At 36.7% G+C, this 22,081-nt stretch carries 19 protein-coding genes, 2 pseudogenes and 1 riboswitch; of the genes and pseudogenes, 7 read left to right on the top strand and 14 right to left on the bottom strand.

The window, feature by feature from the left end; all coding sequences use genetic code 11:
• Window positions 1–450: 450 nt before the first annotated feature.
• The 6 genes and pseudogenes from AC2YHV_RS22480 to AC2YHV_RS22455 form a co-directional block, all read right to left on the bottom strand.
• A pseudogene (locus tag AC2YHV_RS22480) lies at window positions 451–1,077 on the bottom strand (glycoside hydrolase family 32 protein); the annotation flags it as partial.
• A gap of 56 nt (window positions 1,078–1,133) precedes the next feature.
• Window positions 1,134–2,036 (bottom strand): ABC transporter permease, encoded by a 903-nt coding sequence (locus AC2YHV_RS22475; RefSeq protein WP_225988884.1) that lies wholly within the window; start codon window positions 2,034–2,036, stop codon window positions 1,134–1,136.
• A gap of 80 nt (window positions 2,037–2,116) precedes the next feature.
• Window positions 2,117–3,682: a sugar ABC transporter ATP-binding protein gene (locus AC2YHV_RS22470; RefSeq protein WP_057277232.1), complete on the bottom strand. Its 1,566-nt coding sequence runs from the start codon at window positions 3,680–3,682 to the stop codon at window positions 2,117–2,119.
• Between the two features lie 80 nt (window positions 3,683–3,762).
• A complete protein-coding gene (locus tag AC2YHV_RS22465) occupies window positions 3,763–4,743 on the bottom strand; it encodes a substrate-binding domain-containing protein (RefSeq protein WP_230134628.1) in 981 nt (326 codons plus the stop codon).
• A 549-nt stretch (window positions 4,744–5,292) separates the two neighbouring features.
• Window positions 5,293–6,045, bottom strand: a complete 753-nt coding sequence (locus tag AC2YHV_RS22460) for a DeoR/GlpR family DNA-binding transcription regulator (RefSeq protein ID WP_487374206.1) — start codon at window positions 6,043–6,045, stop codon at window positions 5,293–5,295.
• 499 nt (window positions 6,046–6,544) lie between these two features.
• Window positions 6,545–6,779, bottom strand: a pseudogene (locus AC2YHV_RS22455) (VOC family protein); the annotation flags it as partial.
• Between the two features lie 355 nt (window positions 6,780–7,134).
• Between AC2YHV_RS22455 and AC2YHV_RS22450 the strand changes: the two are divergent.
• Both AC2YHV_RS22450 and AC2YHV_RS22445 read left to right on the top strand, forming a co-directional pair.
• Window positions 7,135–7,551 carry a helix-turn-helix domain-containing protein gene (locus tag AC2YHV_RS22450; RefSeq protein WP_487374205.1) on the top strand — a complete coding sequence of 139 codons (417 nt, stop codon included), beginning with the start codon at window positions 7,135–7,137 and terminating at the stop codon, window positions 7,549–7,551.
• Window positions 7,548–7,700, top strand: coding sequence for a hypothetical protein (locus AC2YHV_RS22445; RefSeq protein ID WP_487374204.1), 153 nt, complete (start codon window positions 7,548–7,550; stop codon window positions 7,698–7,700). The genes AC2YHV_RS22450 and AC2YHV_RS22445 overlap by 4 nt, the downstream gene beginning before the upstream one ends.
• A 245-nt stretch (window positions 7,701–7,945) precedes the next feature.
• Here the strand turns inward: AC2YHV_RS22445 and AC2YHV_RS22440 are convergent, their stop codons facing one another.
• A complete protein-coding gene (locus AC2YHV_RS22440) occupies window positions 7,946–9,481 on the bottom strand; it encodes an APC family permease (RefSeq protein WP_187050093.1) in 1,536 nt (511 codons plus the stop codon).
• 883 nt (window positions 9,482–10,364) lie between these two features.
• On the opposite strand from AC2YHV_RS22440, the gene AC2YHV_RS22435 reads away from it, so the two are divergent.
• The gene (locus AC2YHV_RS22435) at window positions 10,365–10,856 is read left to right on the top strand and encodes a hypothetical protein (RefSeq protein ID WP_057277227.1); all 492 of its coding nucleotides are present in this window, start codon (window positions 10,365–10,367) and stop codon (window positions 10,854–10,856) included.
• A 223-nt stretch (window positions 10,857–11,079) separates the two neighbouring features.
• Here AC2YHV_RS22435 and AC2YHV_RS22430 read toward each other — a convergent pair whose 3' ends face one another.
• From AC2YHV_RS22430 to AC2YHV_RS22420, 3 genes are all read right to left on the bottom strand, one after another.
• The gene (locus AC2YHV_RS22430) at window positions 11,080–11,754 is read right to left on the bottom strand and encodes a hypothetical protein (protein ID WP_487374203.1); all 675 of its coding nucleotides are present in this window, start codon (window positions 11,752–11,754) and stop codon (window positions 11,080–11,082) included.
• Between the two features lie 187 nt (window positions 11,755–11,941).
• Window positions 11,942–12,484, bottom strand: coding sequence for a GNAT family N-acetyltransferase (locus AC2YHV_RS22425; RefSeq protein ID WP_487374202.1), 543 nt, complete (start codon window positions 12,482–12,484; stop codon window positions 11,942–11,944).
• Window positions 12,485–12,770: 286 nt separating this feature from the next.
• Window positions 12,771–13,304, bottom strand: coding sequence for a DinB family protein (locus tag AC2YHV_RS22420; RefSeq protein WP_258249371.1), 534 nt, complete (start codon window positions 13,302–13,304; stop codon window positions 12,771–12,773).
• A 279-nt stretch (window positions 13,305–13,583) separates the two neighbouring features.
• Here AC2YHV_RS22420 and AC2YHV_RS22415 point away from each other — a divergent pair, with 279 nt between their 5' ends.
• Entirely contained in the window at window positions 13,584–13,997 is a 414-nt protein-coding gene (locus AC2YHV_RS22415) for a thiol-disulfide oxidoreductase DCC family protein (RefSeq protein WP_487374201.1), read from the top strand.
• A gap of 28 nt (window positions 13,998–14,025) precedes the next feature.
• Window positions 14,026–14,514 carry a hypothetical protein gene (locus AC2YHV_RS22410; protein ID WP_487374200.1) on the top strand — a complete coding sequence of 163 codons (489 nt, stop codon included), beginning with the start codon at window positions 14,026–14,028 and terminating at the stop codon, window positions 14,512–14,514.
• Between the two features lie 192 nt (window positions 14,515–14,706).
• Here the strand turns inward: AC2YHV_RS22410 and AC2YHV_RS22405 are convergent, their stop codons facing one another.
• The gene (locus AC2YHV_RS22405) at window positions 14,707–15,498 is read right to left on the bottom strand and encodes a phosphotransferase (protein WP_487374199.1); all 792 of its coding nucleotides are present in this window, start codon (window positions 15,496–15,498) and stop codon (window positions 14,707–14,709) included.
• A gap of 200 nt (window positions 15,499–15,698) precedes the next feature.
• On the opposite strand from AC2YHV_RS22405, the gene AC2YHV_RS22400 reads away from it, so the two are divergent.
• Window positions 15,699–16,100, top strand: a complete 402-nt coding sequence (locus tag AC2YHV_RS22400) for a hypothetical protein (RefSeq protein ID WP_487374198.1) — start codon at window positions 15,699–15,701, stop codon at window positions 16,098–16,100.
• Window positions 16,101–16,717: 617 nt separating this feature from the next.
• On the opposite strand, the gene AC2YHV_RS22395 is transcribed toward AC2YHV_RS22400, so the two are convergent.
• Genes AC2YHV_RS22395 through AC2YHV_RS22385 form a run of 3 tightly spaced genes read right to left on the bottom strand, consistent with a single transcriptional unit; the run spans window position 16,718 to window position 20,382 of the window.
• Entirely contained in the window at window positions 16,718–17,806 is a 1,089-nt protein-coding gene (locus AC2YHV_RS22395) for a Ger(x)C family spore germination protein (protein WP_239859411.1), read from the bottom strand.
• Window positions 17,803–18,888 carry a GerAB/ArcD/ProY family transporter gene (locus tag AC2YHV_RS22390; protein ID WP_487374197.1) on the bottom strand — a complete coding sequence of 362 codons (1,086 nt, stop codon included), beginning with the start codon at window positions 18,886–18,888 and terminating at the stop codon, window positions 17,803–17,805. Before AC2YHV_RS22390 ends, AC2YHV_RS22395 begins: the two co-directional genes overlap by 4 nt.
• A gap of 21 nt (window positions 18,889–18,909) precedes the next feature.
• A complete protein-coding gene (locus AC2YHV_RS22385) occupies window positions 18,910–20,382 on the bottom strand; it encodes a spore germination protein (RefSeq protein ID WP_487374196.1) in 1,473 nt (490 codons plus the stop codon).
• A gap of 369 nt (window positions 20,383–20,751) precedes the next feature.
• A riboswitch (Lysine riboswitch) is annotated at window positions 20,752–20,930 on the top strand.
• 133 nt (window positions 20,931–21,063) lie between these two features.
• Between AC2YHV_RS22385 and dapA the strand changes: the two genes are divergently transcribed.
• Window positions 21,064–21,960: a 4-hydroxy-tetrahydrodipicolinate synthase gene (dapA, locus tag AC2YHV_RS22380; RefSeq protein ID WP_487374195.1), complete on the top strand. Its 897-nt coding sequence runs from the start codon at window positions 21,064–21,066 to the stop codon at window positions 21,958–21,960.
• Window positions 21,961–22,081: the final 121 nt, after the last annotated feature.

Genomic DNA, 22,081 nt, shown 5'->3' with positions numbered 1-22,081 from the left:
TGATAAATTGGTCTCAAAGTTAGATGTATTCTTGAACTCCACATTTCGAAAGGCAGCCGTTGAATTCCACGCTGACAATCCATAGTATCCATAATCGAATTCTATATCTGTTTTTTTTATAACGGATTGATCGTTTACAGAGACTTGAATTTGATCCCCATCTGTTTCCACCTTCACATGGTAGGTAGTTGAAGTTTCGAGGGTAAAAGGTTTTCTCGCAATTTCCTCGTTTGTTCCATCTACATTCTTACTTAATGTTATGACATCGTTTTTGGCATCTAAGCTCGCAACATAGCCGTTCTTTGCACGCCTATCTGACCGAAAAACTAAACCGCCTGCCCCTTCTCTCCCATTCTTTTCATTAAGGGTAATATCTCCCTCATAGCTAAATGATTCACCTGTCTGGGATGACATGCTATAAGAAGTTCTGTCTAAGCTATTAGCTTGTATTCCACCATCTTCACCGAATTCACTTGCATACTCCCACTCTTTTAAATTAGGTGAGGTATAAAACATGATCTTATCCTTAGCCGCTAACGACATAACCCATTGGTTTGATTCTTCATGCCAAAATACTTTAGGATCGCGCCAATCTTGTAAAGGAGGGTCTGGCATTACGGGATTCCCTTTATATTTTTCCCAAGTTCTACCTTTATCTAAGCTATACGCTATACTTTGGACTTGCTTATCCCCTGAATGCGTAAAGATGGCAACCATTGCTTCTTTTCCAAAGCCAGCCGTATTGTTCCAATCAATAACGGCACTCCCCGAGAAAATCTGGCCGTTTTCATCCGGCGATAAAGCAATCGGCAAATGCTCCCAATTAACAAGATCTTTACTGACAGCATGCCCCCAATGCATCGGTCCCCATGTCGTTCCATACGGATGATATTGATAAAACAAATGATATTCACCTTTATAAAAAACCATACCATTCGGATCATTCATCCAGTTAGCTTCAGGAGAAAAATGAAATTGATTACGGTATGGTTCATTATAATACCCAGGATCTTCTGCATATGCACCATTAAATGGTAAACAAGTGACAGTTGAACATATTAGTAGAGTACTAATAATCCTCTTCACCTTTATTTCACATCCCTTTTTTTAAAATCTAAAATGACATGTGATCGTTATGCTGGACTATTTCCGCGCAATCGATCTAATAGAACGGCTGCTACAATGACTCCACCTTTTACAACTAACTGCCAATAATAGTTGACATCCATTAGAGTTAACCCATTACTGATTACCCCCATAATTAAAACCCCAATAATTGTTCCTATTATTTTCCCTTTTCCACCTGTTAGACTTGTTCCTCCTAGAATAACAGCAGCAATTGCGTCTAATTCATACATTTGACCAGCAGTTGGCTGTCCAGAAAACAACCTTCCCGCTAAAACGACTCCTCCTAAACCAGCTAGTAAACCACTAATCGAATACACATTGATTAAAGACTTTTCAACCTTAATTCCAGTTAACCGAGCTGCCTCTTCATTGCCACCAATCGCATAAATATGACGACCGAACATCGTATATTTAAGAACAAAAAACATCACGACATATACTAAAGACATGATATAAATAGGAGTGGGGATTCCGAAAATACTTCCACCACCGATGAATTTAAATGTTTCGTTTTGTAAAACAATTGGATAACCGCCACTAATGACATAAGCGAGTCCACGAACATATGTGAAGCTGCCTAGTGTAACAATAAATGCTGGTAACTTTGCTTTGGCTGTAAGAAACCCATTAATCAGTCCTACTGCATATCCTACTAGTACGCCTGATAACATCGCAATTATAGGATTAACTCCTGCAGAAGAGACCATGACCGAGATAACGCCAGATAGAGCAACTGTTGCACCAACTGATAAATCAATACCACCAGTTAAAATAACGATTGTCATCCCAGCAGCTAAAATAGCAATAATGGAAACTTGTTTTAATACATTCAATAAATTGGCTGTATCTAAAAAATTTGGTGCTGTAAATGAAAGTACTACACACAATAATAATAAAATCATGATCATGCCAAGCCTATTCCATAAAGAATAAAGGACATTTCCTATATTTAGGCGTTGTGAATGTGTAATAGTTTGCGTATTCCCTCTCATTTCTCTCTTCCCCCTATGGTAGCTAAACGCATAATAGTTTCCTGTGTAGCTTCTTCCTTCGAAAGCTCGCCTGTTAACCTTCCTTCACTCATGACAAGTATTCGATCACTTACCCCCAATACTTCAGGAAGTTCAGATGATATCATTAAAACGGCCAATCCTTCATCAGCAAGCTTTGAAACAATCTTGTGGATTTCAGTCTTGGCACCTATATCAACCCCTCGTGTTGGCTCATCCAATAGTAATACCTTTGGTGCAATTGATAGCCACCTAGCGATCACTACCTTTTGTTGATTCCCGCCACTTAAGTTTGATACTTGCTGTTCTGGGGAAGCTATTTTTATATTTAAGTCTTCAATATATTGGTTAGCGCTTTCATTTGCTTGCTTCCAACTAACAATTCCTGCTTTAGCGTGTTTTTTCAATTCAGCCATTATGATGTTTTCTTTTACGGACATTGATAAAAATAGCCCTTGTTCTTTCCTGCTTTCAGGTACATGTGCAATCCTATTAGCAATAGCATCTATTGAGGATTTGATTTTAACAGATTGACCATCAACCAATATTTCGCCACTTTTCAACTCGGACAAACCGAAAATGGCCCTAACCAATTCTGTTCTGCCAGCACCAACAAGCCCCGCTAAACCAACAATTTCACCTGGGTAAATTTTTAAGGATACATTCTTTACAATTGTGTTATCAGAAACATTTTTCAATTCAAGTACAGGTGAAACTTCCTTTGGATTTTTTGTGCCAAAAGCTTTTGACCGATTAAACAAGTCCTTTAAATCCCGTCCTACCATCAGCTTTACGAGATGATCAGGATTTGTCTCTTCAATCGGCCCACTTGCAATCCATTCGCCGTCACGTAATACAGTGAACCTATTAGAAATTTTAAAGATTTCTTCCATTCTGTGAGAGATATATACAATGGCAACTCCCTGCTTTTTCAAATCATCAATAATTTCAAACAGCTTTTTTATTTCTTTATCTGTTAAAGAGGCGGTTGGTTCATCCATTATGAGTACCTCTGCATTAAAGGATAATGCTCGGGCGATCTCGACCATTTGTTGTTGAGCAACACTTAAGGTTGAAACCAATTGGCGTGGATTTAGATTCGACCCCATTGAATCTAACACCTCTTGGGCACGTTCATGGACCTTATCCCATTTCACCATTCCTAAACCATTTCTAGGAAAGGTGGAGCCCATTAAGATATTTTCACTTATTGTTAAATTAGGAGAAAGGTTTAACTCCTGATGAATAACACTAATTCCTTTGTTCCTTGCATCAGTAGGGTCCTTCCATAAAATTGGTTGACCTTTCAAGTAGATTTTCCCACCATTGTCATCAGGTGTATGAATGCCTGCGAGGATTTTCATGAAAGTTGACTTTCCAGCGCCATTCTCTCCCATTAATGCATGTACTTCACCTGGATAAAGTTCAATTCTCACATTGTTCAATACGGTTACACTCGAGAACGTCTTACCAATCCCTTCCATATTCAACACTGGCTTTTTTAGACTTTGTAGGCCTTTAAGGGACATTTCATTCACAGCCATACCTTTATCTCACCCCTTATATTGATTTGAATAGGCTGATTAAAGGAGGAATCCTTATCAGCCTATTTATTGAAAGATTCTTACCAACCTTGGTAAGAATCTAATGTATCTTGAGTTACAATCTCAACTGGAACTTTAATAAGCTCCTCAACTTTTTCATCATTTTTCACTTTCATTCCGATTTCAACAGCTTTTTTGATCATGTTACTAGGTGACTGAGCTGAAGTAGCAGCAATTGTACTTCCTTCCTTTGCCATTGCTTCTGTAGCTTCAGGAGCACCGTCCACTCCGACAATGAAAAATTCATCTTTACGATTCGCTTGCTCTTGAGCAATTTCAACACCAATTGCTTCTGGATCATTAATCGCAAATACAGCGTCAATAGAGCCTGATGAATTAGCTTGTAAAATACTTTCCATCACCGTTAATGCCTTTTCGCGATTCCCTTCTCCATTTTGCTTCGCGATAACTTTAATTTTGGAATCCTTTATTGCATCTTCAAATCCTTGAATACGATCAGATACAGCCGAAACAGGAGGTCCATCAATAATGACTATTTTTCCTTTTCCATCTAATTTTTCAATCACATATTCTCCGGCCAGTTTACCAGCTTGATAGTTGTCTGAAGTAACAGTGGCATCGACACCACCTTCAGCATTGGTATCTACAGCAACTACTGGAATATCAGCCGCTTTGGCCTGTTGAACAGCTGCCGCAATTCCTTTTGTATCAACAGCATTTAAAAGAATGATATCTACTTTTTTCGTAATAAAGTTTTCAATTTGAGCTGCTTGTTTGGCTAAATCATATTCAGCGCTTTCAACTAGAACTTCAGCACCTAATTCTTTTCCTGCTTCTTCAGCACCTTTAGCCATGGAGACGAAGAAAGGGTTTGCTAAACTACCCACCGCTACACCGATCGTTAATTGTTTGTTGCCTTTTTGTCCTTCGTTACCATCTGTTGATCCATTTGATGATTCACTAGCCCCACTACATGCCGTCATCGCGGCAATTACAAACGCCAAAACTAGCATTCCTATTACTTTTAAATATTTCACCATATTAGTCCCCCCTAGTTTTTGAAGATGAAAATAATTAGCTACTGAACGAGAAATTGTTAACGCTCCCAATCTCTTAAACTAGATCACCTCCTTAAATGAATATTTTTGGGTGAAATAATGGAAATATGGTTGATTTTGATAGTTTTTTCACATTGACCATTTATTGATAACGCTTTCATCCTTTGTAAAACAATATAATTACCCTTTACACATTAGAATTATAATTGATTGATTTTGGTTGTTTTTGATTGATTTTGATTATATTAAAGCTGTTTGTAATTGTCAACGGTTCCAATTATTACAAAAAATATATTGATAACATAAAATATTAAACGTTTCAAATGGAATATTTAATACATGGAGCAGGTTTTCCCTCATTGTTAATTGGCTACATTACAATAAATCAAGCATTCTTTATTATATTGATAAAACAAAGGGGAAAATTTTCAATAAAATAATTTCAGAATCTTCAAAAAAAGCTGGTATTCAAAATGTCTGATTCAGACATTTTGAATACCAGCTTTCCTTCAACGATAGCAAATTTAGATTTTAGTCCCTCACAATAATTATCTCCGTTTTCTCCTTATATTTTCCTAACGTTATTGTACCTTCTTCATTCGTAATAACTTTTGTCTGGTTTAAATCTGCAAACTTAGAAAATGATACTTCTCCAAATTTTGTATGATCTGCTAATACAAAGGCCTCACGTGACAAAAGGATGGCTCTTTCTTTTATTTGCGCCTCTTCTGGATCTGGGGTAGTCAATCCAAAATTATAATGAATAGCGTTCGCACCCATGAAACACTTATCAAATCTGTATTTTTTTATACTTTCGTATGCATAACGTCCAACTGTTGCTTTGGTAATCTTTTTAACAAACCCACCAATAAAATATGTACATATTTCATTTTCAAGTAATGCATCTAAATGATCAATTCCGTTTGTAATGACAACGATATCTTTTTGTCTTAAATGTTTGATCATCTGATACGTTGTTGTTCCAGCATCAAGATAAACACAGTCGCCGTCCAAAATTAGTTCTGCCGCATATTTTGCTATCTTAGCTTTTTCCTCAAGGTTCTGCGTTATTTTCTCAAACACACTTGGTTCGTCTCGTTTACTATGTAAAAGTGAAGCTCCACCATGTACACGTTTTAAGTAGTTCTGCTTTTCTAATTGATCTAGATCACGACGCAAAGTAGATTCTGAAGTATTTGTTAATTCTACTAGCTCATGAACCTTAACATTCCCCTTTTCTTTTAATAGCTTTAATATTAATTGATGCCGTTCCGTAATAAGCATGATATGATCCTCCTCGTATTACACTTCTATTTAAAGGTTCCTCGTTAATTTTAGTATATAGAATTTTGCAGTGACATGTGAGAACTATAGGGCATCCCCATAAGAAAAAGGAGCTGTTGTCCAGCTCCTGGTAATGAAGTACGCACCTGTTTGTTGAATAAACAATTTAAAATCCATTACCCTGGAATATTATTCTCATTAATTCAACAGCCATAAGTAAACGAAACCAACAAATATATTAAGACCTAAAGCTAATTTTCTCCAAAGTCCTTTCTCACTGAGAAAAAGATATAATGATTCCACATATCAGCAATACACGAAAAGGTGTTATTCCAGGTTCAATCACTTGTGCCATATTTCCAGAAAAGAAACAAATAACCAAGATGATTAAAGCACCCTTCTCCTCAATTAATTTTACCAAATCTCGTTATATATCCTTATACTTCTCCCAAAGCTCTATACGTCTTCCCTCTGGATCTTCAATCCCCCATTTTTTTTATATGTTTATACTGTCAACCAAATTTTCAACTTGAAAGTTTAACATCACTTGTTGTTCTGTTGGAAAATAGCGGTCATTTTCAGAAAAGAAGGAAAAGATAGTTTCATTGCCTGATTGTGGTGTAATAATGGTACCATTCCAATTTTCAATTTCAATTTTAGGACTTTACTGTACCATTTTTTTATATCCTCTAGATTTTAGTCCTCCAAAGGATCCCTCCAAAACCCTTTATTATCATAAGAATCTCCTTCCTATCCCATTAGTTATTAATTTAAATTCTAGTTTTGAAAGCGAATTCCTTCTTTCACAACCTGCCAGTTAGAACAATTAAAAAAAGGCTGCTTCGGTTATATGTAATTCATATAAATGTTATTTTATAGGGGTTTTATATAGTATTTAATAAGATGTTGAACATTAAAACAAGTAGAAACAAAAGGGATAGAAATCTATCACTTTTTATTTATGCTGACCTCAAAATGACCTCATTTACCACAACAACCCAAAGAATGTAATTGTAAAATTTTCAATTTTAAATTTTGGCTCTGTTAAAGTAAATTTTTGATTTTTGAGCAAAAAAAAGACCACAATTTTTGTGGTCTTTGCTTTTCCTTATTCAATTAACGCACCCGTTACTTTGTGACCGTATCGCTAAGATTGAGGGCGGTAAGAATGAATTTAAACGATTCCAAGCCCCAGTATTAACACTGAATAAGGAAGAGGAGGAGGATATCTTTGATAAGCTTATTCATCTGTTTGACGGGGTTGTTGTGGAGGGTGAAATTCAAGAGGTCAAAGAAGAAGAACCAATTGACCAGCTGAAACGCTGGATCGCAAACACTGGTGAGCTCCGAGTAAATGAGTTAGCAAGATTGATAGGTTTAGGGAATAATAAGGTTCATGCCATGATGGTGGAATTAGTAAATGAAGGGTATTTGAAGAAGGAAGGCAGAAGTTATACCATTAACGTGAATGATGAAGAATTGGATAAATGGAGGGATAAGGAATGATACTTTTTACGACTGCATTGATAATCCCTGTTGTAACCTTCTACGCAATGATCAAAGGAATCGATTATATGTATAGTGAAATGCTGGAAAAGAAAAACCGATTACGTCCATTAACTTTCGCCAATGGAAGGACGGATGGGGATGAATAAAAAATTAGTAAAATGTAAGTCTGCGTTGATAGAAAATTGAACATAAGCAGAAGGGTTCGAGAATCTTTAAAAGATTTCGAACCCTTCTGTTTTAATATGTGAGTGTCCAGTCTAGTTTACGGGATGCGTAAAAAAAAACGAGTGAAAATATAATTTCTGGTAATCAAAGTTTAAGAGATTTTTACGAATAAAAAAAGTGAAGAAGGAAAACCCTTTAGAGTGGCTAATATGAGTTAGCAACAAACCTACATTGACATGTCATTGCGCTTGTTTTTATGAGAGATATATTTTTTTGGTATCGCAACATTATACGGCACATTGCTATGTCCGTAGCTACGATGAATCATCATATACAGTAAACCAATACCTACAACTATGACTCCTGAAACGAGCACGATATAGTTATCATACCAAGGTGCATCTGGCGTTCTTGGCCAACACATGTTGATCATTGCGATGATTCCGTAGACAAGCGCACCAATATTGACAGGCAGTCCCCACTTGCCCAATTGATACTTACCACTTGGCTTCCATCCTTTTAGTCTAGCTCGAAGTGCAGCAAAGACAACCATTTGGAATCCAAGATAAATGCCAAATGCCGCAAAACTGATTACCTTTGTGAGCGCATCTGTAGACACTTTTGATCCAAGCACAATGAGGGCTGGGACAATTGCGGCAAGAAGCAGCGCATAAGGTGGAATGTGACGAGCAGCCGAAAATTTCTTTAATAATCTGCTTCCTACAATCATGTCATCACGGCCATACGAATAGGCAAGTCTGCTTGCTGCCGCTTGTAAACTCATTACACATGAAAGGAAAGAAATCAACACAATACCCAGTACAATCTTCGCGCCAACAGCACCAAATGCATCGTTTAGTAAGGTATCAACAGGCGTTACGTCCTTACCAGCGATAACTGCTGGGATATCAGCAACTGATAGTACTAAAGCAAGGCAAACAAAAGTTGCTGCAGCACCGCCAATGTAAATGGTCCGACGCATTGCCTTTGGGATAAGAACACCTGGATTCGGTACTTCTTCAGCAACATCACCACAAGCTTCGAACCCATAATATTGAAAAATCCCAATTAATCCAGCTGCTGCAAATGCGTACATGTAGCTATGACTACCTTGAGCACCAAAAGAATCAAAGAGCACATCAAGACCGTGCACCCTTTGTGTGATAAGCAACCAAAATCCAACTACAAGCGCACCGATAAGTTCAGCAGCAAAACCAATAACTGCTGCAGCTGCGAGAACCTTTGTGCCAAGAAAATTGATGATAGTCGATAGTGCAAGAAGGACTACTGCACAAAGAATCGCGGAGTCCACCGATACTTCAAAACCCAAAACTTGTGCTAGATAAGGTCCAGCTCCGTACGCGACACTGGCAATCGTCACAAGCAAGGCCATTAAGTAAACCCAGCCAGTCATCCACGCCCACTTGCGCCCCCATAATCTTCGTGCCCAAGGATAAACTCCTCCTGCAACAGGGTATTGCGCAACAATCTCACTGAAGACAAGTGCGACTAGTAATTGTCCGAGTCCAACGATGAAAAAACTCCAAATCATAGGTGGGCCACCTTGCGCAAGTGCGTATGCAAATAGTGAGTACACACCTACTACAGGTGAAAGATAAGTGAACCCTAGCGAAAAGTTTGCCCACGGACTCATGTCGCGGCGAAATTCAGATTCATATCCAAGCGATGCCAGTTGTGCAGCATCACTATCATAATGTTCTGACGCAGAATCTCCAGTTTTTTTATTCAGATTTTCTTGCATATTTGAGCCTCCTTAAAATGGTAGATATATTCTTATATGCAATTGCTGCGCCAATATAAAAAATAATATAAATATTCAGTTAATTTAACTTTGACAGAGGTAAATTTTACAATTAAATTTCACTTTTGATATTTTGTATTCAACTCTGAAATAATTTTAAGATGGGGGATAGGGATTTTATGCCAAATAACTTCCATCTGTTATTACTTTTTAATCATTAATGCATAATTTATTCATAACTTCATAGGAACGTGGAATTGTTGGGCAGAACCCTAGCTTTTTAGTAAGTAGTTCAGATAACGTGGAAAAAAAGCCAAATAACAAAGTAAATAACATACGAATTGGCAAGTTAAATAGCAGATTAAATAACAATATAATTAGCATAAAAAACACTTGAGTTCCCAAGTGTTCAACTAACGGACCCGTTAGTTTACGTACATTACTTCACAATCTTTAGTTTTCGCGTTAAATAATCCTTTTACTTCTTCTCAACATATAATGTTGAGAACCTAACTAAAAGGAGTGAAATCACATGAGATATTTCCCACGCTAGGGGACAATGAGTCCACAATCCCCTCCTCCAACATTCATTCCACCAAAACCTTCTGTGTCCTATATCGTCGACTGTCTATATCAAAACACTTATGTATGGCTTATAAATGGCAGACAATTTTGGTTTTACCCTACTCGTGTGGAATATGGAGAAGTATCTGGATATAGATGGAACGGTGCTTTCTGGCAATTCTACGGTATTGACCCAAGACTTATAGATGCTGTTACCTGTCCTCCTATCCCTACATTATACTAAAATCCTAAAAAAGCCTTATCTCGAATAGTCTCAAAATAAAAGATCGCCCCTATCTTTTAATTTTGGAGGTATTATATGACAACTTTTTATTCATTTCATGGAACTGTCACGGTGATTAGTGATTTTTTTACAGGTCAAAATGGTGAAAGAGAAGGTTGTTATAAATTATTTACAATAGAAAATGAATTGGGTTCAATAGTAAATTTCGTGGTTTCACCCTCAACTTACTTCGTTGACCATGAAATGGTCATAGTAGGAGATCGCGTGACAGGATATTATGATGGAGATTTACCTGCTATTCTTATTTACCCTCCACAATATCAAGCGCTTGTCATGGTAAAAGATAACCCAAATCAGAATGTAAAAGTTGATTATTTTAATAACCAATTGGTGAGTAGTGATGGACAATTACAATTAAAATTATCTCCCTATACCCAAATATTATTAACAAATGGGCAACTCTTTTCAAGATATCCAGCGAACCGAGATTTAATTGTTTTCTATGGACCTGCCACAAGAAGTATCCCTGCTCAAACCACACCCTATCGTATAATCGTTTTATGTTGAGCGCATTATTATTTTCAACCAGCAATAAAAATAGGTATTTAAAACTCGTTCAGTTTTTGGCGAGTTTTTTATTATATTTTGTTCTTTCCATAACCCAATAAAATTAATATTCCTTTTTCAACTAAACTGCCCCTTTAGTTCCATAAGAAAAAGAGCTGCTCATCAGCTCTTGATAATGTAATAAAGCACCCCTTGGTTCAACAAGGGTAGGAACGGGAAAACACTATTCCCATTCATAATCAGTCACCAGCTCAACCTTTTCCGGCATTATTTTTTGAAGAGAGTCTATTGTTGAAAAGTTTTCATCATTTGAGAATGCGGCTATATAATCGCCATCATGCCCTACCCAAAACATAGTGGAACTCTCATTTAACGTTGTTATCAGGGTATTGGCTATCCATTTTAGTTTAATAAGTCTTGTTCGATTATTTTTAGTCCTTTTTACGGGATAAGGTGACTCATGTTCCCTTTCCTCTAGTCTGAAGACATCCTGTTTTAAGGACCATAATGATAAGTTCAACATGCTCCCATTCCCGTGTAAATAAGGATAATATTGTTTAAATTGCTGTGGGCTGCGGATATTTGCCTTTACAAAGAACGAGTCTTTACTACTCCCCTTCATATAATTGAACTCTATATTTTGCTTCTTAAACAGCTCTTCGTACTCTTCTAGTTGAAAATCATAGATTTCCGCAAGTGAATAAATAGGGTAATAATTTGGGCTCTCCATCCATTTGCAAAAGAATTCTTCATGGGCTTCTGCATAATCCCCATCAATATAACAAGAAAACTCTACGATATATTTGAACTCACAGGTTATCTCAAAAGGATAAGTGGCTTCTGGGCCAGGCTTAGTTTTTATTTCTTCTGGAGGGAAGTGGCTTATTTCTACCTTCATGTTATTCGCCTCTCTTAAAAGGTTCGGATAGTTACATTTTTATTATATACCACGTGAAAATGTTGCTCTGCCTTATTAAAGTATCAGTTGTTGAACTAACTTGCCCCTTTTGTTACATAAAGAAAAAGCTGCCTTAATGACAGCTCCGACCTTCAGCTAATGCACCCGTTGGTTCTATAAGGTATTACTACTTATTCCAATCCTTAGCTAACATACCGAAAACAATATGGTCAACATAATGGTCATACAACCATTCTGCTTGTCTTATACAACCTTCATTAACAAAACCCAATCTTTCGGGAATTCTTCTACTTTTCTTATTCTCCTCAGCAACCCTAATTTCAACTTTATCTAGTTTCAATTCATTAAATGCATAATCAGTCAATGCCTTAGCTACTCTTGTCATAATTCCATTTCCTTGATATTCTTCTCCGAGCCAATAACCAATATATGCAGTATTATTTGACCAATTTATTTGGTTATAACCTGCTACACCAACAGTTTGTCCTTTATACATAATAACTGTATTGAAACTCTTGTTTTCAGCGAAACCTTTTAAACAAATATTAATGAACCCTTTTGTATCTTCAAGTTTTGTTGTATTATCCAGCCAAGGAAGCCATTCTCGTAGATATTCTCTGGATTGATCTGTTATTTCGAAAACTCTTTCTCCATCCTTTAATTCTAACAGTTTCAATGATAACTCCTCATCAATCTTATGTAAGAACATACTCATCCCCCTGATTTTTCTATTGGTTTATTTTGTATATTACCATATATGATTAATAGATAAATCACTTGTTTATTATGGAGTTAACCTGCCCCTTTAGTTCCATAAGAAACTCCTATGGCGGCGCTCTAAAGACAGCTCCGATCATCAACTAACGAACTAGGTAACTGACTTAAAAGGGTTACCTTTAGGGCAACCCTTTTTTATTAAATCTTCCTTACTTATGGGGGCCACAACTATTTATGAATGGTAAAAACCCCTTTGGCTGCCAAAGGGGTTATCGTCTCTACTTACTTACTTTTAAAAGAAACTGATCGATACGTTCTTTTTGCCGGAAGTGGTGACGGAAGTGCATTTCGATTAGCTGAAAATATTCCTCTGCATTTAAATATCCCATTCTCCGGTGCTGAACTTTCTGGCTGGCCGGAATGTCAGAGAGCTTTCTCTCGATCTCTTGCATTTTCTCAACGATTTGAAGCAGTCCTTCCTTTACTTCTTCTTTTCCTGCAGGATTTGGCGGTGTGAAATCCGGTGTATCCGGACCTTTTAACCTGATTGGAGGAAACGTCCCTTCTTTGAAAATCGATTCGCCTATTTCTGTTTTTTCACCGCCATCGGAAGTAGTGCCATTAACACATTGCTCAATGGCTTTCAAATGGAGACTAAGGGTACTCTTTATTAAATGATTGTACATTTGTCCTAATGACCATTCATCCTCAGAAGGCTTCCTCGTAAACTCATCCAGCGAATATTTACTTAACTCTTCAATATAGTATGCAGCCACCTGTTCGAATCGCTTCAATACCTCTTTTGTATCCAATAGATCTCCCACTTTCTTTATAACTTTTCTTTCTCCTTAATGTTATTAACTTCGACTCACTTACAAATAATCCCTTCTCTCCTATTCAAGAAAGTAGTGATTTCTGTTTATCAGGTTTATAAACGATTGGACTTTATTTAGGTACTCTTCTTAAAACATATGAAGTTCACCTGACAAAATTGTAAGTATATCTCACAATATTGTTAGGTGAACTTTATTAACTTCCACATTATAATTTTTATAGATAATATTTACAAATACTTAAAGAGAGGAAATGTTATGAGAGCCCAAAAAGACAATCATCCCATAATTATGTTTGATGGTATTTGTAATTTGTGTAATCATTGGATCCAATTTGTGATAAAAAGGGATCCAAATGGCATATTTAAATTTTTGTCTCTTCAATCAGAGTTAGCACGCTCAATTATGGCAAGCCACAATCTAACTAATAAAGAGGTGGATTCTATTATCTTGATTGATAAGGATCAAATATTCACTGAATCTACGGCTATCTTACACATTTTAATTAAACTTAAAGGACCTATAAAATGCCTCATTCCATTATGGATGATACCTAAATTGATTCGGGATAAAGGTTACCGTTTCATTGCAAAAAACCGTTATACCTGGTTTGGTAAAAAAAGTGCTTGTATGATACCGACACAAGATATAAAAAACAGATTTATAGAATAACTAAAATGGAAAGTAGGATAGATAAATAATGAATAAGAAAAGTTCCCTTAAGAAACTTAAAATGAGTACGATTACTGCGTTTAGATGGTATTTAGCTTTAACCTTTTTCATCTATGGGACGGCCAAGATATATCCAGGACAATTTTCCAGTGGGGATTTTATATTTGATTCCACCAAGGACTCTGCTATGCAGTTAGCTTGGCATTTCTTTGGCTACTCCCATACTTATAATTTATTTATAGCATTCGGAGAGTTAACAGCAGCCTTGTTATTATTAATTCCAAGAACGGCAACATTAGGGAATATTATTTACATGCCTATCACAGTAAATATCACTATCCTTAATTACTGTTTTGGCATACCAGCGCTCGGCATTAGTTCTGTACTGACACTTATGAGTATTTCCCTTCTATTATTTGAATATAAAAAGCTTAGAATGATCTTTTTAGCAAATCCAGTTATCGGTAAAGAATCGATACAACCTAAAAAAATTAAGAAACAGGTGAATATAAATTGACTATAGTAAATTTTCTTCTTTTACTTTTAATCTTTTCAATATCTTGTTTTTATTATTTTGTTGTAAAAAAAGATTCTTGATCCATAATATTGTTGGTATAATCACTCTTAAAAAACCATCAAAAATAAAACCCCTTGGCGGCCAAGGGGTTTTATTCGTCTATGCTGTAGGTTTGAAACCAATAACCCACCCTTACATCCAATCCCTTCCATGTTCCCGAATGAAGTTAATATCGCTTTGATAATGTTCAAGATGCCCTTCCTCTATCATCTTTTGAAAAGCAATCTCCCCTTCACTCGCTTTTCTTGTAATTGTTTTACATAACCCTTCTAACCGCAGCAATACCATTTCCAAATAGTCTGCTTCTATTCCCTCACCGTAAGATTCAAGAAACAATCTGATTCTTTGTTTTATACGGGTACCATGCTGTAATGAATGGTAATAAACTTTCTCACCTGCTTCAGAAAGATGAAATCTGCTTAAGGGAACGCAAGTATAAAGTGTGTAAGCTATGTCCCAAAGTCTTGGACCGGGTCCAGCAACATCGAAATCAATAATACCCATTGGTTTTTTACGGTTAAAAATAATGTTGTACATCGCAAAATCATTATGGCATAGCACCTCAGGTTGTTGCGGGGTGTTGTCTATCGGTTGCCAGCTGTCATCAAATGAAAAATCACTGACAGAATCATGATAAAGACGGAGCATTTTCGCTATTTCCATTAAGACATCATCTGACCACATGTATTCCTTTAAAGGATAATTACCAGCTTCTCCTTCAATAAATGATAATATTTCTCTTCTTTTTTCATCAATACCTAAAAACTTTGGTGCATAACTGAAACCTTTATTCTCCAAATGCTTTAATAGCTTATGAATCTTGGGACTATCAGGCTTTAATTCCCGTCGCACAGTATCTCCTGAACGATAAACTTCAGAAACATTCCCTCCTGTTAGCATTTCTTCATTATCAAGGTTTGACATCCATGGATCCCTCCCTAATATGACTTTCTATAACACGTACAACAATTCCTGTTTGTAACTGCCTTATAGACAGTTACGATTCACGAAACATTACGTAGAAATATTCATGGACGGATACGATAAAGGCAGGGATTTTAGTAAATTTGTACAAGCATGTTTTGTTTTATCTCATATATATAGTAGAAAAGGAGTGATATTTTATGAATTTAAGTAATGATTTTTTATGCCGTCATAATCCATTCTGCGGTCATAGTTCATCCTGCCATGGTAAATCTTCCAGCCATGATAAGTCATCCTGCTGTGATAAAGCAAAAGACAAAGGGCATAAACAAAAAAGATTTTCGCCAATCGGACAAGCATGTCAGACCCGACAACAAATAAGTGAGTTTCTAAGGACTTCCATCATAGGTTCAATCATTGGATTCACTACAACCGCTGAACCATTTACACCTATATTTGTAGAGTTACGCAGTTTTGATGCTGTTACCGGACAAGTGATAGTTACTGACAGAGCAATGGGTAATTTCACTATTAGCCTTTCATCTATTTGTTCCGTTAAAACGATTTGTCCCGCTACAACGCAACCGATGTTTAATGCTTAAGGCTTTATAGAGGATTCGGAAAAAATTAAAACTTCCCTAAGGGAGATGGGGGTCAGGAAGTTCTGAATGACTCCTTCATATTCATCCCTATTCCAAGCAGGGTATAAAAAGGCAATTAATTTATTAATTGTCTCAGACTGTAGACAAACCTGATGAAAATCGAGTTTGTCTATTTTTATGGCTTGTACAATTTGGACGTTGATTGGAACGTAGGGCACTCGCTTTCCGCGGGCGGTCGGCCCTCGGCTTTCGCCTGCGGGGTCTCTCCTAGACTCGCTTTTCTAAGCAGGAGTCTCGTACACCCGCTCCAATCAACTTGAAATGATTACTTTAGATAAACTGGTGCCACCGAACCATTTGGTTCGTAAAATGGAGGCTGCCATTGACTTCACTTTTAATACTCTAATTGCGTCTTACTTTATCAGCAAAATCTAGTGGTGGTTCAAGGGATTTTTAGATTAATTAGATACATAGACTGCAGATGGAAATTTATAAAATAATTTTCAGCACAAAAAAAAGCATCCTGTAAATGATGCTGATTTTTTAAAAATCAACTCCCTATTAAGAAGAACTCCTGTCGCTTTATATTCCCTAATAAACCGCAACTCCGTTTACTCCTATTCCACAACGCCCGATTCTAAAATTTCAACTTTAGCATTCACATTTATCGGGATAGAAGTATAAATTTCATCCCATTTTTTCTTATCCCAGCTTCTAGTCCTCGTGCGTACTTGTTCGCCAATCCCCAGGGGATCAACATGTAGTTTTTGAAAATTCCTCAATAATTTTTCCGAGCGTTCCTTCACATCTTTGGACATTTTATCTTCTATAATTTTAATCATTTTAGGAGTTACTTCATCACCGGTATATTCTCGCAATAGTGCCTTTATCTCGAGATCGATCGTTATAGGAGTATCTGTCATCGGCTTTGAAATCTTATAAGACCTTTTTGTTTTTATATTGTTGACGGAAGCAAATTCTCTCCCTTCAATTTTTGTGGAGAACCCTTCCTTGCTTGTTGTATTTTCATATAGCATTTTGAAAATAACATTTTCACGGCTCGTAGTCTGATACACGTATTCCCCTTTACTATTAAACATGGCATTTCCTTTAATATAAACTTTCCCATCCAATGCTTTTACGATAGGTAAGAATGGGTCCATTCCTTCAGAGTAATGAGCATACAAAAAAAGATGGAGGTTAGTTCTAGGCAGCATACCCATTTTTATATTTTGCTCAATTGTATTAGATAAATAAATTCCTTTATCTATGTTGCCAAACTGGTGGCTTAACACATCCTTTGAACTTCCTTCGACAATGCCGAGTTTTAAAGTAGTTCCAATTGAAGGGTCTCTGATTAATGTATCGATTAGATAGAATACCCCTTGTTTCGCAAGCCTTTTTTCGTATAAGACCACCTCTAATTTCCCACTAAAGATGGGTCTTTCAGATTGCTGATTCATCTCATCTCGCACGTCTTTACTAAGTGATGATTTCGAACTATAGGTAATATTTTTAATGGTTTTATCAGGATAATAAAGAGGTGTTACAGCGATAGCTTCGAAATGAGTCTTATCTACATAATCATATCCGATGGCTGTTGCCAAATTTATTTCATCGAGAACTTTGCTATCCACCCCCATGCAGCCTGAGAGAACACTAATTAAAAGAAGTATCAGGGCCAATTTCGCGAATAAAATTCTCATTTTTTATCTTCCTTTTTATTTGACATGACAGTGGATAAACAAACCAGAAATAAAATATAAGGAATTTCCAAAATCAAACCTAAATTTGAAATGTAATCCACATATTGATTAATCATTCCCCTGCCTTTAATTAGATTTGTCATCACAACCAATAAAATTAATAGTAGAGCATAAATTGTTTTCTGCTTCATTTTAAAGTATTGTGAAATCCCCCTTGCCGAAACCCACATATAGAGACATACACTAGGTACTAAAACTAAGACCCATGTAGCGATTCCTATGTACTCAAACCGTTCAACGAAAGGCATTTGTACGATTCCCCAAAAGGACAAAGTTGCCCAAATATATCTACTGATTTGGTCTTCACTGTAATACCCTATTGTCAGGATCGTTAGGCATAAATAAAGGAAAACAGAAGTAAGATTTCCCAGTTGCGCCCACTTTTGTGTACTTTTACGATGCTTAACTAATGGATAATACATCATTAAAGTGGAAACGCCTAAATAGCTATATGACATTTGCTTAGATGCAAGGGCCATGTCTTTAAGAGAATGATCCCAAATGGGCAATAGGTTGCGAAAATGTGTGAATTCCAGCGGGAAATAAAAAGTTAGAATTAAATAAGAAGGGATACTGATCCCTAAAAAGCAAATACCGGCGACCACTCTAAACCCACCTAAAACCACATAATAAATTAATAAAGCAAATATGGAGGTCACCATCCATGTGTTAATTTGGGGGAATACCCATGATTGAATGATTTCAAGATAGGATCTTAAAACAGAAATACCCACCATCAGCCAATACAGTATCCAGATGATATTTAGTAAACCGCCAAGCCACTTTCCAAAAAGTCGTTTCTGTATGCCTATTAAGTCCATATCGTGGCGATTTAATAGCTTGTACATCCCCCAAATACCCAATGAAAAGACTACACCACTTATAATGACCGCCATCCAAGCATCATGGCCAGCAGATTTAATAATTATCCTTTGAAATCCCAGGACCCCTACACCTATCTGAATTTTAACGATTAAAAAATAGACTAGAAATGGTGAGATTTGATCACTTTTATCGTTCATGTAAGAAACCTCCACTCTCACTTAGTCTTTAGAATCTTCCTTGGGTTCTAACCGAACAGTGTCTTCCGTCTGAACCTCAATTGGACGTTTAGCCTGAAGAAAAAATGGTAAACGAATCAAGGCATCCCGCATATCATAAATCCTTGGCGGATATAATGGTTCAAGAAATGGCCTCCCTAAGGAACTTATCCTCAGTAAATGCACAAGCAAAAAACAAAAACTGATAGCTATACCAAACAATCCTAAAAAATAAGCCATGAGCAGGAGAGGAAATCGAATTAAGCGAATGGTATTACCCATTTGATAAACAGGTGTAGTAAAAGAACCAAGAGCCGACAATGCAACAAGAATTAATAATACATTACTCGTTAGCCCTGCCTCAACAGATGCCGTCCCAATTACAATACCACCTACGATACCTATTGTTTGACCTACTTTAGTCGGCAGTCTAGCTCCTGCCTCCCTGAGAAGTTCGATGGCTAATTCCAAGATTAATGCTTCTAAAATCGGTGGAAATGGAATTCCGCTACGAGAAATCACAAGCGTACTGACTAAATCCTTTGGGATCAACTCATAATGATAAGTGAGAACTGCGACATATATGGGGGTCATTAGGATGGAAAACAATACAGCAAAAAAACGAATAAGCCTAAAGAATGAGGCAATCGTCCAGTTGAGAAAATAATCTTCGAATGCCGCAAAGTATTCAAAGAATGTGGAGGGCCCAAGTAAGCCATGTGGAGCTCCATCCACCAAGATCACTACTTTGCCTTCTCCTAGTACCGCAGCCAATCGATCAGGTCGTTCCGTATCGATAAATTGAGGAAAAGGAGAATTTTTATTATCTTCAATCATTTGTGAAATATAGGAGCTATCAATTATTTGGTTAACCCTTAAATCAGATATGCGCTGTATGACGGTTTCTACATTCTCCTTATTTGCAATTCCTTCTATATGAAGCACAGCTACTCTTGTTTTGGATAACTTCCCAACAATAATTTCTTCAACAGCAAGTTCTGCAATTGGAAGCCGTTTTCGGATTAAATATAAATTCGTATCAAGTGATTCGACCAGTGCCTCTTTCGGACCGACAACACTGAACTCTACCTCTGGCAGTGTAACTTGCCTCGAAGTGTTATTTGCTGCTTTAACTAAAACTGCCTGATCAGATTTAGTTAATGTTATGGCTATATAACCCATTAACAGCTGACTTTGTAGTTCAGCAGGATTTTTTGTAAAAACAAGCCCCTCTATCGGCAAGTTATGTACAAGCTCCTCCAGAGTTGAAGAATTTGTATGTAAAAAAGGAAGGAGGTCTCTATGCATTATATCTTTATCAATTAATGTATCGAAAAAAGATACACAGTATATTTCATTTTCAAAATTGAGTGTAAAGCTTGTGAAGTCCTTGGACTTTTGCAGATGTTCGAGTACATCAGTGAAGTCTGTAGATTTATGATTTTCTTGCTTTTTAAAGAATGAATATCTTTTCAATAGACTCCACTCCTTTGATTGTAAGATATGGATATTATTAACGAATGGTAGGATTTTATACGCACGAATACTTAGTTGAAATTACTGATTAAAATTAGCGGCCAACTGTAATTTTCAATAAATTTATTAGTGAGTTTTAATCGGATAAATGAAAAAGAATCATTAAAGGGAGTTGTATTGTCTACTGCTCCCTCGTCCATTGAATATTTGTTCAGCCTATAACGAATAAAAATGAATCCACCCCAATACTCTAGCCATTCCCATAGATTTCTAGCATTCTTAAAAAACTTCATAATTAGGCTTGCAACAGAATGGATTCCCTGTTATATTACAATCAATTAAATATTTTCTTACTTCAAATTTTTTTGAAGTGAGGATAGAGGAGCAAAGACCATTAGTACACATTTTGAGGAGAATGAGATCCTATGACTATTGTGGAAAGGGGAATTTGCCGAAGCGGAAAGAATCTCATGTTCTTGAAGCTGGTTCTGCTATTGAATAAATACAGAACTGTCATATAGGAAACTATATGGAGGGCTATCTTATGCGCGGAAACATTTTTTGGTAAATATTGTTTCTACTGCAGCAGCGAATCCTCGTTGTTGCTTTTTTGCGTTTACTCCTGAATGGCCCTAACCACCTCTGAATATTTTTAAAAATTATACAAAAGGGTGTGAAGTTATGAATTTTGGCCAAGTTTTAACCGCAATGGTTACCCCGTTCAATCATAATGAAGAGGTTGATTTTAATGCTACGAGAACTTTAGTAAACCATTTGATTGCTAATGGTTCTGATGGATTAGTAATAGCTGGTACAACTGGAGAGTCCCCTACCTTAACTCAAGAAGAGAAAATAGATTTATTCAAATTTGTTGTAGATGTTGTTGATGGAAGAGTTCCAGTCATAGCTGGAACCGGCTCAAATAACACGAGAGCTTCCATCAGCTTAACAAAGCAAGCGGAGGCCGCAGGAGTCGACGGAATCATGCTCGTCACCCCCTACTATAACAAGCCGTCTCAAGAAGGATTATTTCAGCACTTTAGCGCTATAGCCCATTCAACATCATTACCGGTAATGCTTTATAATATTCCAGGACGAAGTGTTGTAAACATGTCAGTGGAGACGATTGTCAGCCTCTCAAAAATCAACAATATCGTGGCAGTAAAAGAAGCAAGTGGTGACTTGGATGCCATGGCACAAATCATAAGCAAAACAACTAGTGATTTTACTTTGTACAGCGGCGATGATGGGTTGACATTACCGGTTTTAGCCATCGGTGGAACAGGCGTTGTTTCGGTTTCTTCACACATAATTGGTAATGAAATGCAAGAAATGATCAATAGCTTTAAAAATGGTGATGTCCTTGGCGCTGCCGCTGCACATCGTACACTTCTTCCAATCATGAAAGCATTATTTGCTGCACCAAGCCCGGGACCAGTAAAATCAGCATTAAATATGCGGGGGGTACATGTTGGAGGTGTCCGCTTACCATTGATCCCTTTAAACGATGAAGAAGAAAGAGCACTGCAAATAGTTCTAGAGCCTAGTAACGCAGAAGCCATTTTATTAAATAAATAAAACGAATGATTCTGGAGAAATTTTAAAAAGCAGTGCATACTCGAAAGAAATGCACTGTTTTTTTATCCATGTACGACTCAGGAGAAAGAATTTATACTATATATAAAGAATCAATAAGGAG

It is taken from the genome of Peribacillus sp. SRI_006, from assembly GCF_057586375.1.
This window is presented reverse-complemented; position numbering and strand designations above follow the sequence as displayed.

What these genes read in the sequence shown, in the direction of transcription:
- AC2YHV_RS22390 (WP_487374197.1), bottom strand. Translation starts at nt 18,888, where the DNA reads ATGAACGATAAAAGTGATCAAATCTCACCATTTCTAGTCTATTTTTTA.
- AC2YHV_RS22415 (WP_487374201.1), top strand. Translation starts at nt 13,584, where the DNA reads ATGAGAGCCCAAAAAGACAATCATCCCATAATTATGTTTGATGGTATT.
- AC2YHV_RS22425 (WP_487374202.1), bottom strand. Translation starts at nt 12,484, where the DNA reads ATGTTCTTACATAAGATTGATGAGGAGTTATCATTGAAACTGTTAGAA.
- AC2YHV_RS22470 (WP_057277232.1), bottom strand. Translation starts at nt 3,682, where the DNA reads ATGGCTGTGAATGAAATGTCCCTTAAAGGCCTACAAAGTCTAAAAAAG.
- AC2YHV_RS22445 (WP_487374204.1), top strand. Translation starts at nt 7,548, where the DNA reads ATGATACTTTTTACGACTGCATTGATAATCCCTGTTGTAACCTTCTAC.
- AC2YHV_RS22440 (WP_187050093.1), bottom strand. Translation starts at nt 9,481, where the DNA reads ATGCAAGAAAATCTGAATAAAAAAACTGGAGATTCTGCGTCAGAACAT.
- dapA (WP_487374195.1), top strand. Translation starts at nt 21,064, where the DNA reads ATGAATTTTGGCCAAGTTTTAACCGCAATGGTTACCCCGTTCAATCAT.
- AC2YHV_RS22395 (WP_239859411.1), bottom strand. Translation starts at nt 17,806, where the DNA reads ATGAGAATTTTATTCGCGAAATTGGCCCTGATACTTCTTTTAATTAGT.
- AC2YHV_RS22465 (WP_230134628.1), bottom strand. Translation starts at nt 4,743, where the DNA reads ATGGTGAAATATTTAAAAGTAATAGGAATGCTAGTTTTGGCGTTTGTA.
- AC2YHV_RS22405 (WP_487374199.1), bottom strand. Translation starts at nt 15,498, where the DNA reads ATGTCAAACCTTGATAATGAAGAAATGCTAACAGGAGGGAATGTTTCT.
- AC2YHV_RS22460 (WP_487374206.1), bottom strand. Translation starts at nt 6,045, where the DNA reads ATGCTTATTACGGAACGGCATCAATTAATATTAAAGCTATTAAAAGAA.
- AC2YHV_RS22410 (WP_487374200.1), top strand. Translation starts at nt 14,026, where the DNA reads ATGAATAAGAAAAGTTCCCTTAAGAAACTTAAAATGAGTACGATTACT.
- AC2YHV_RS22400 (WP_487374198.1), top strand. Translation starts at nt 15,699, where the DNA reads ATGAATTTAAGTAATGATTTTTTATGCCGTCATAATCCATTCTGCGGT.
- AC2YHV_RS22475 (WP_225988884.1), bottom strand. Translation starts at nt 2,036, where the DNA reads ATGATCATGATTTTATTATTATTGTGTGTAGTACTTTCATTTACAGCA.
- AC2YHV_RS22430 (WP_487374203.1), bottom strand. Translation starts at nt 11,754, where the DNA reads ATGAAGGTAGAAATAAGCCACTTCCCTCCAGAAGAAATAAAAACTAAG.
- AC2YHV_RS22435 (WP_057277227.1), top strand. Translation starts at nt 10,365, where the DNA reads ATGACAACTTTTTATTCATTTCATGGAACTGTCACGGTGATTAGTGAT.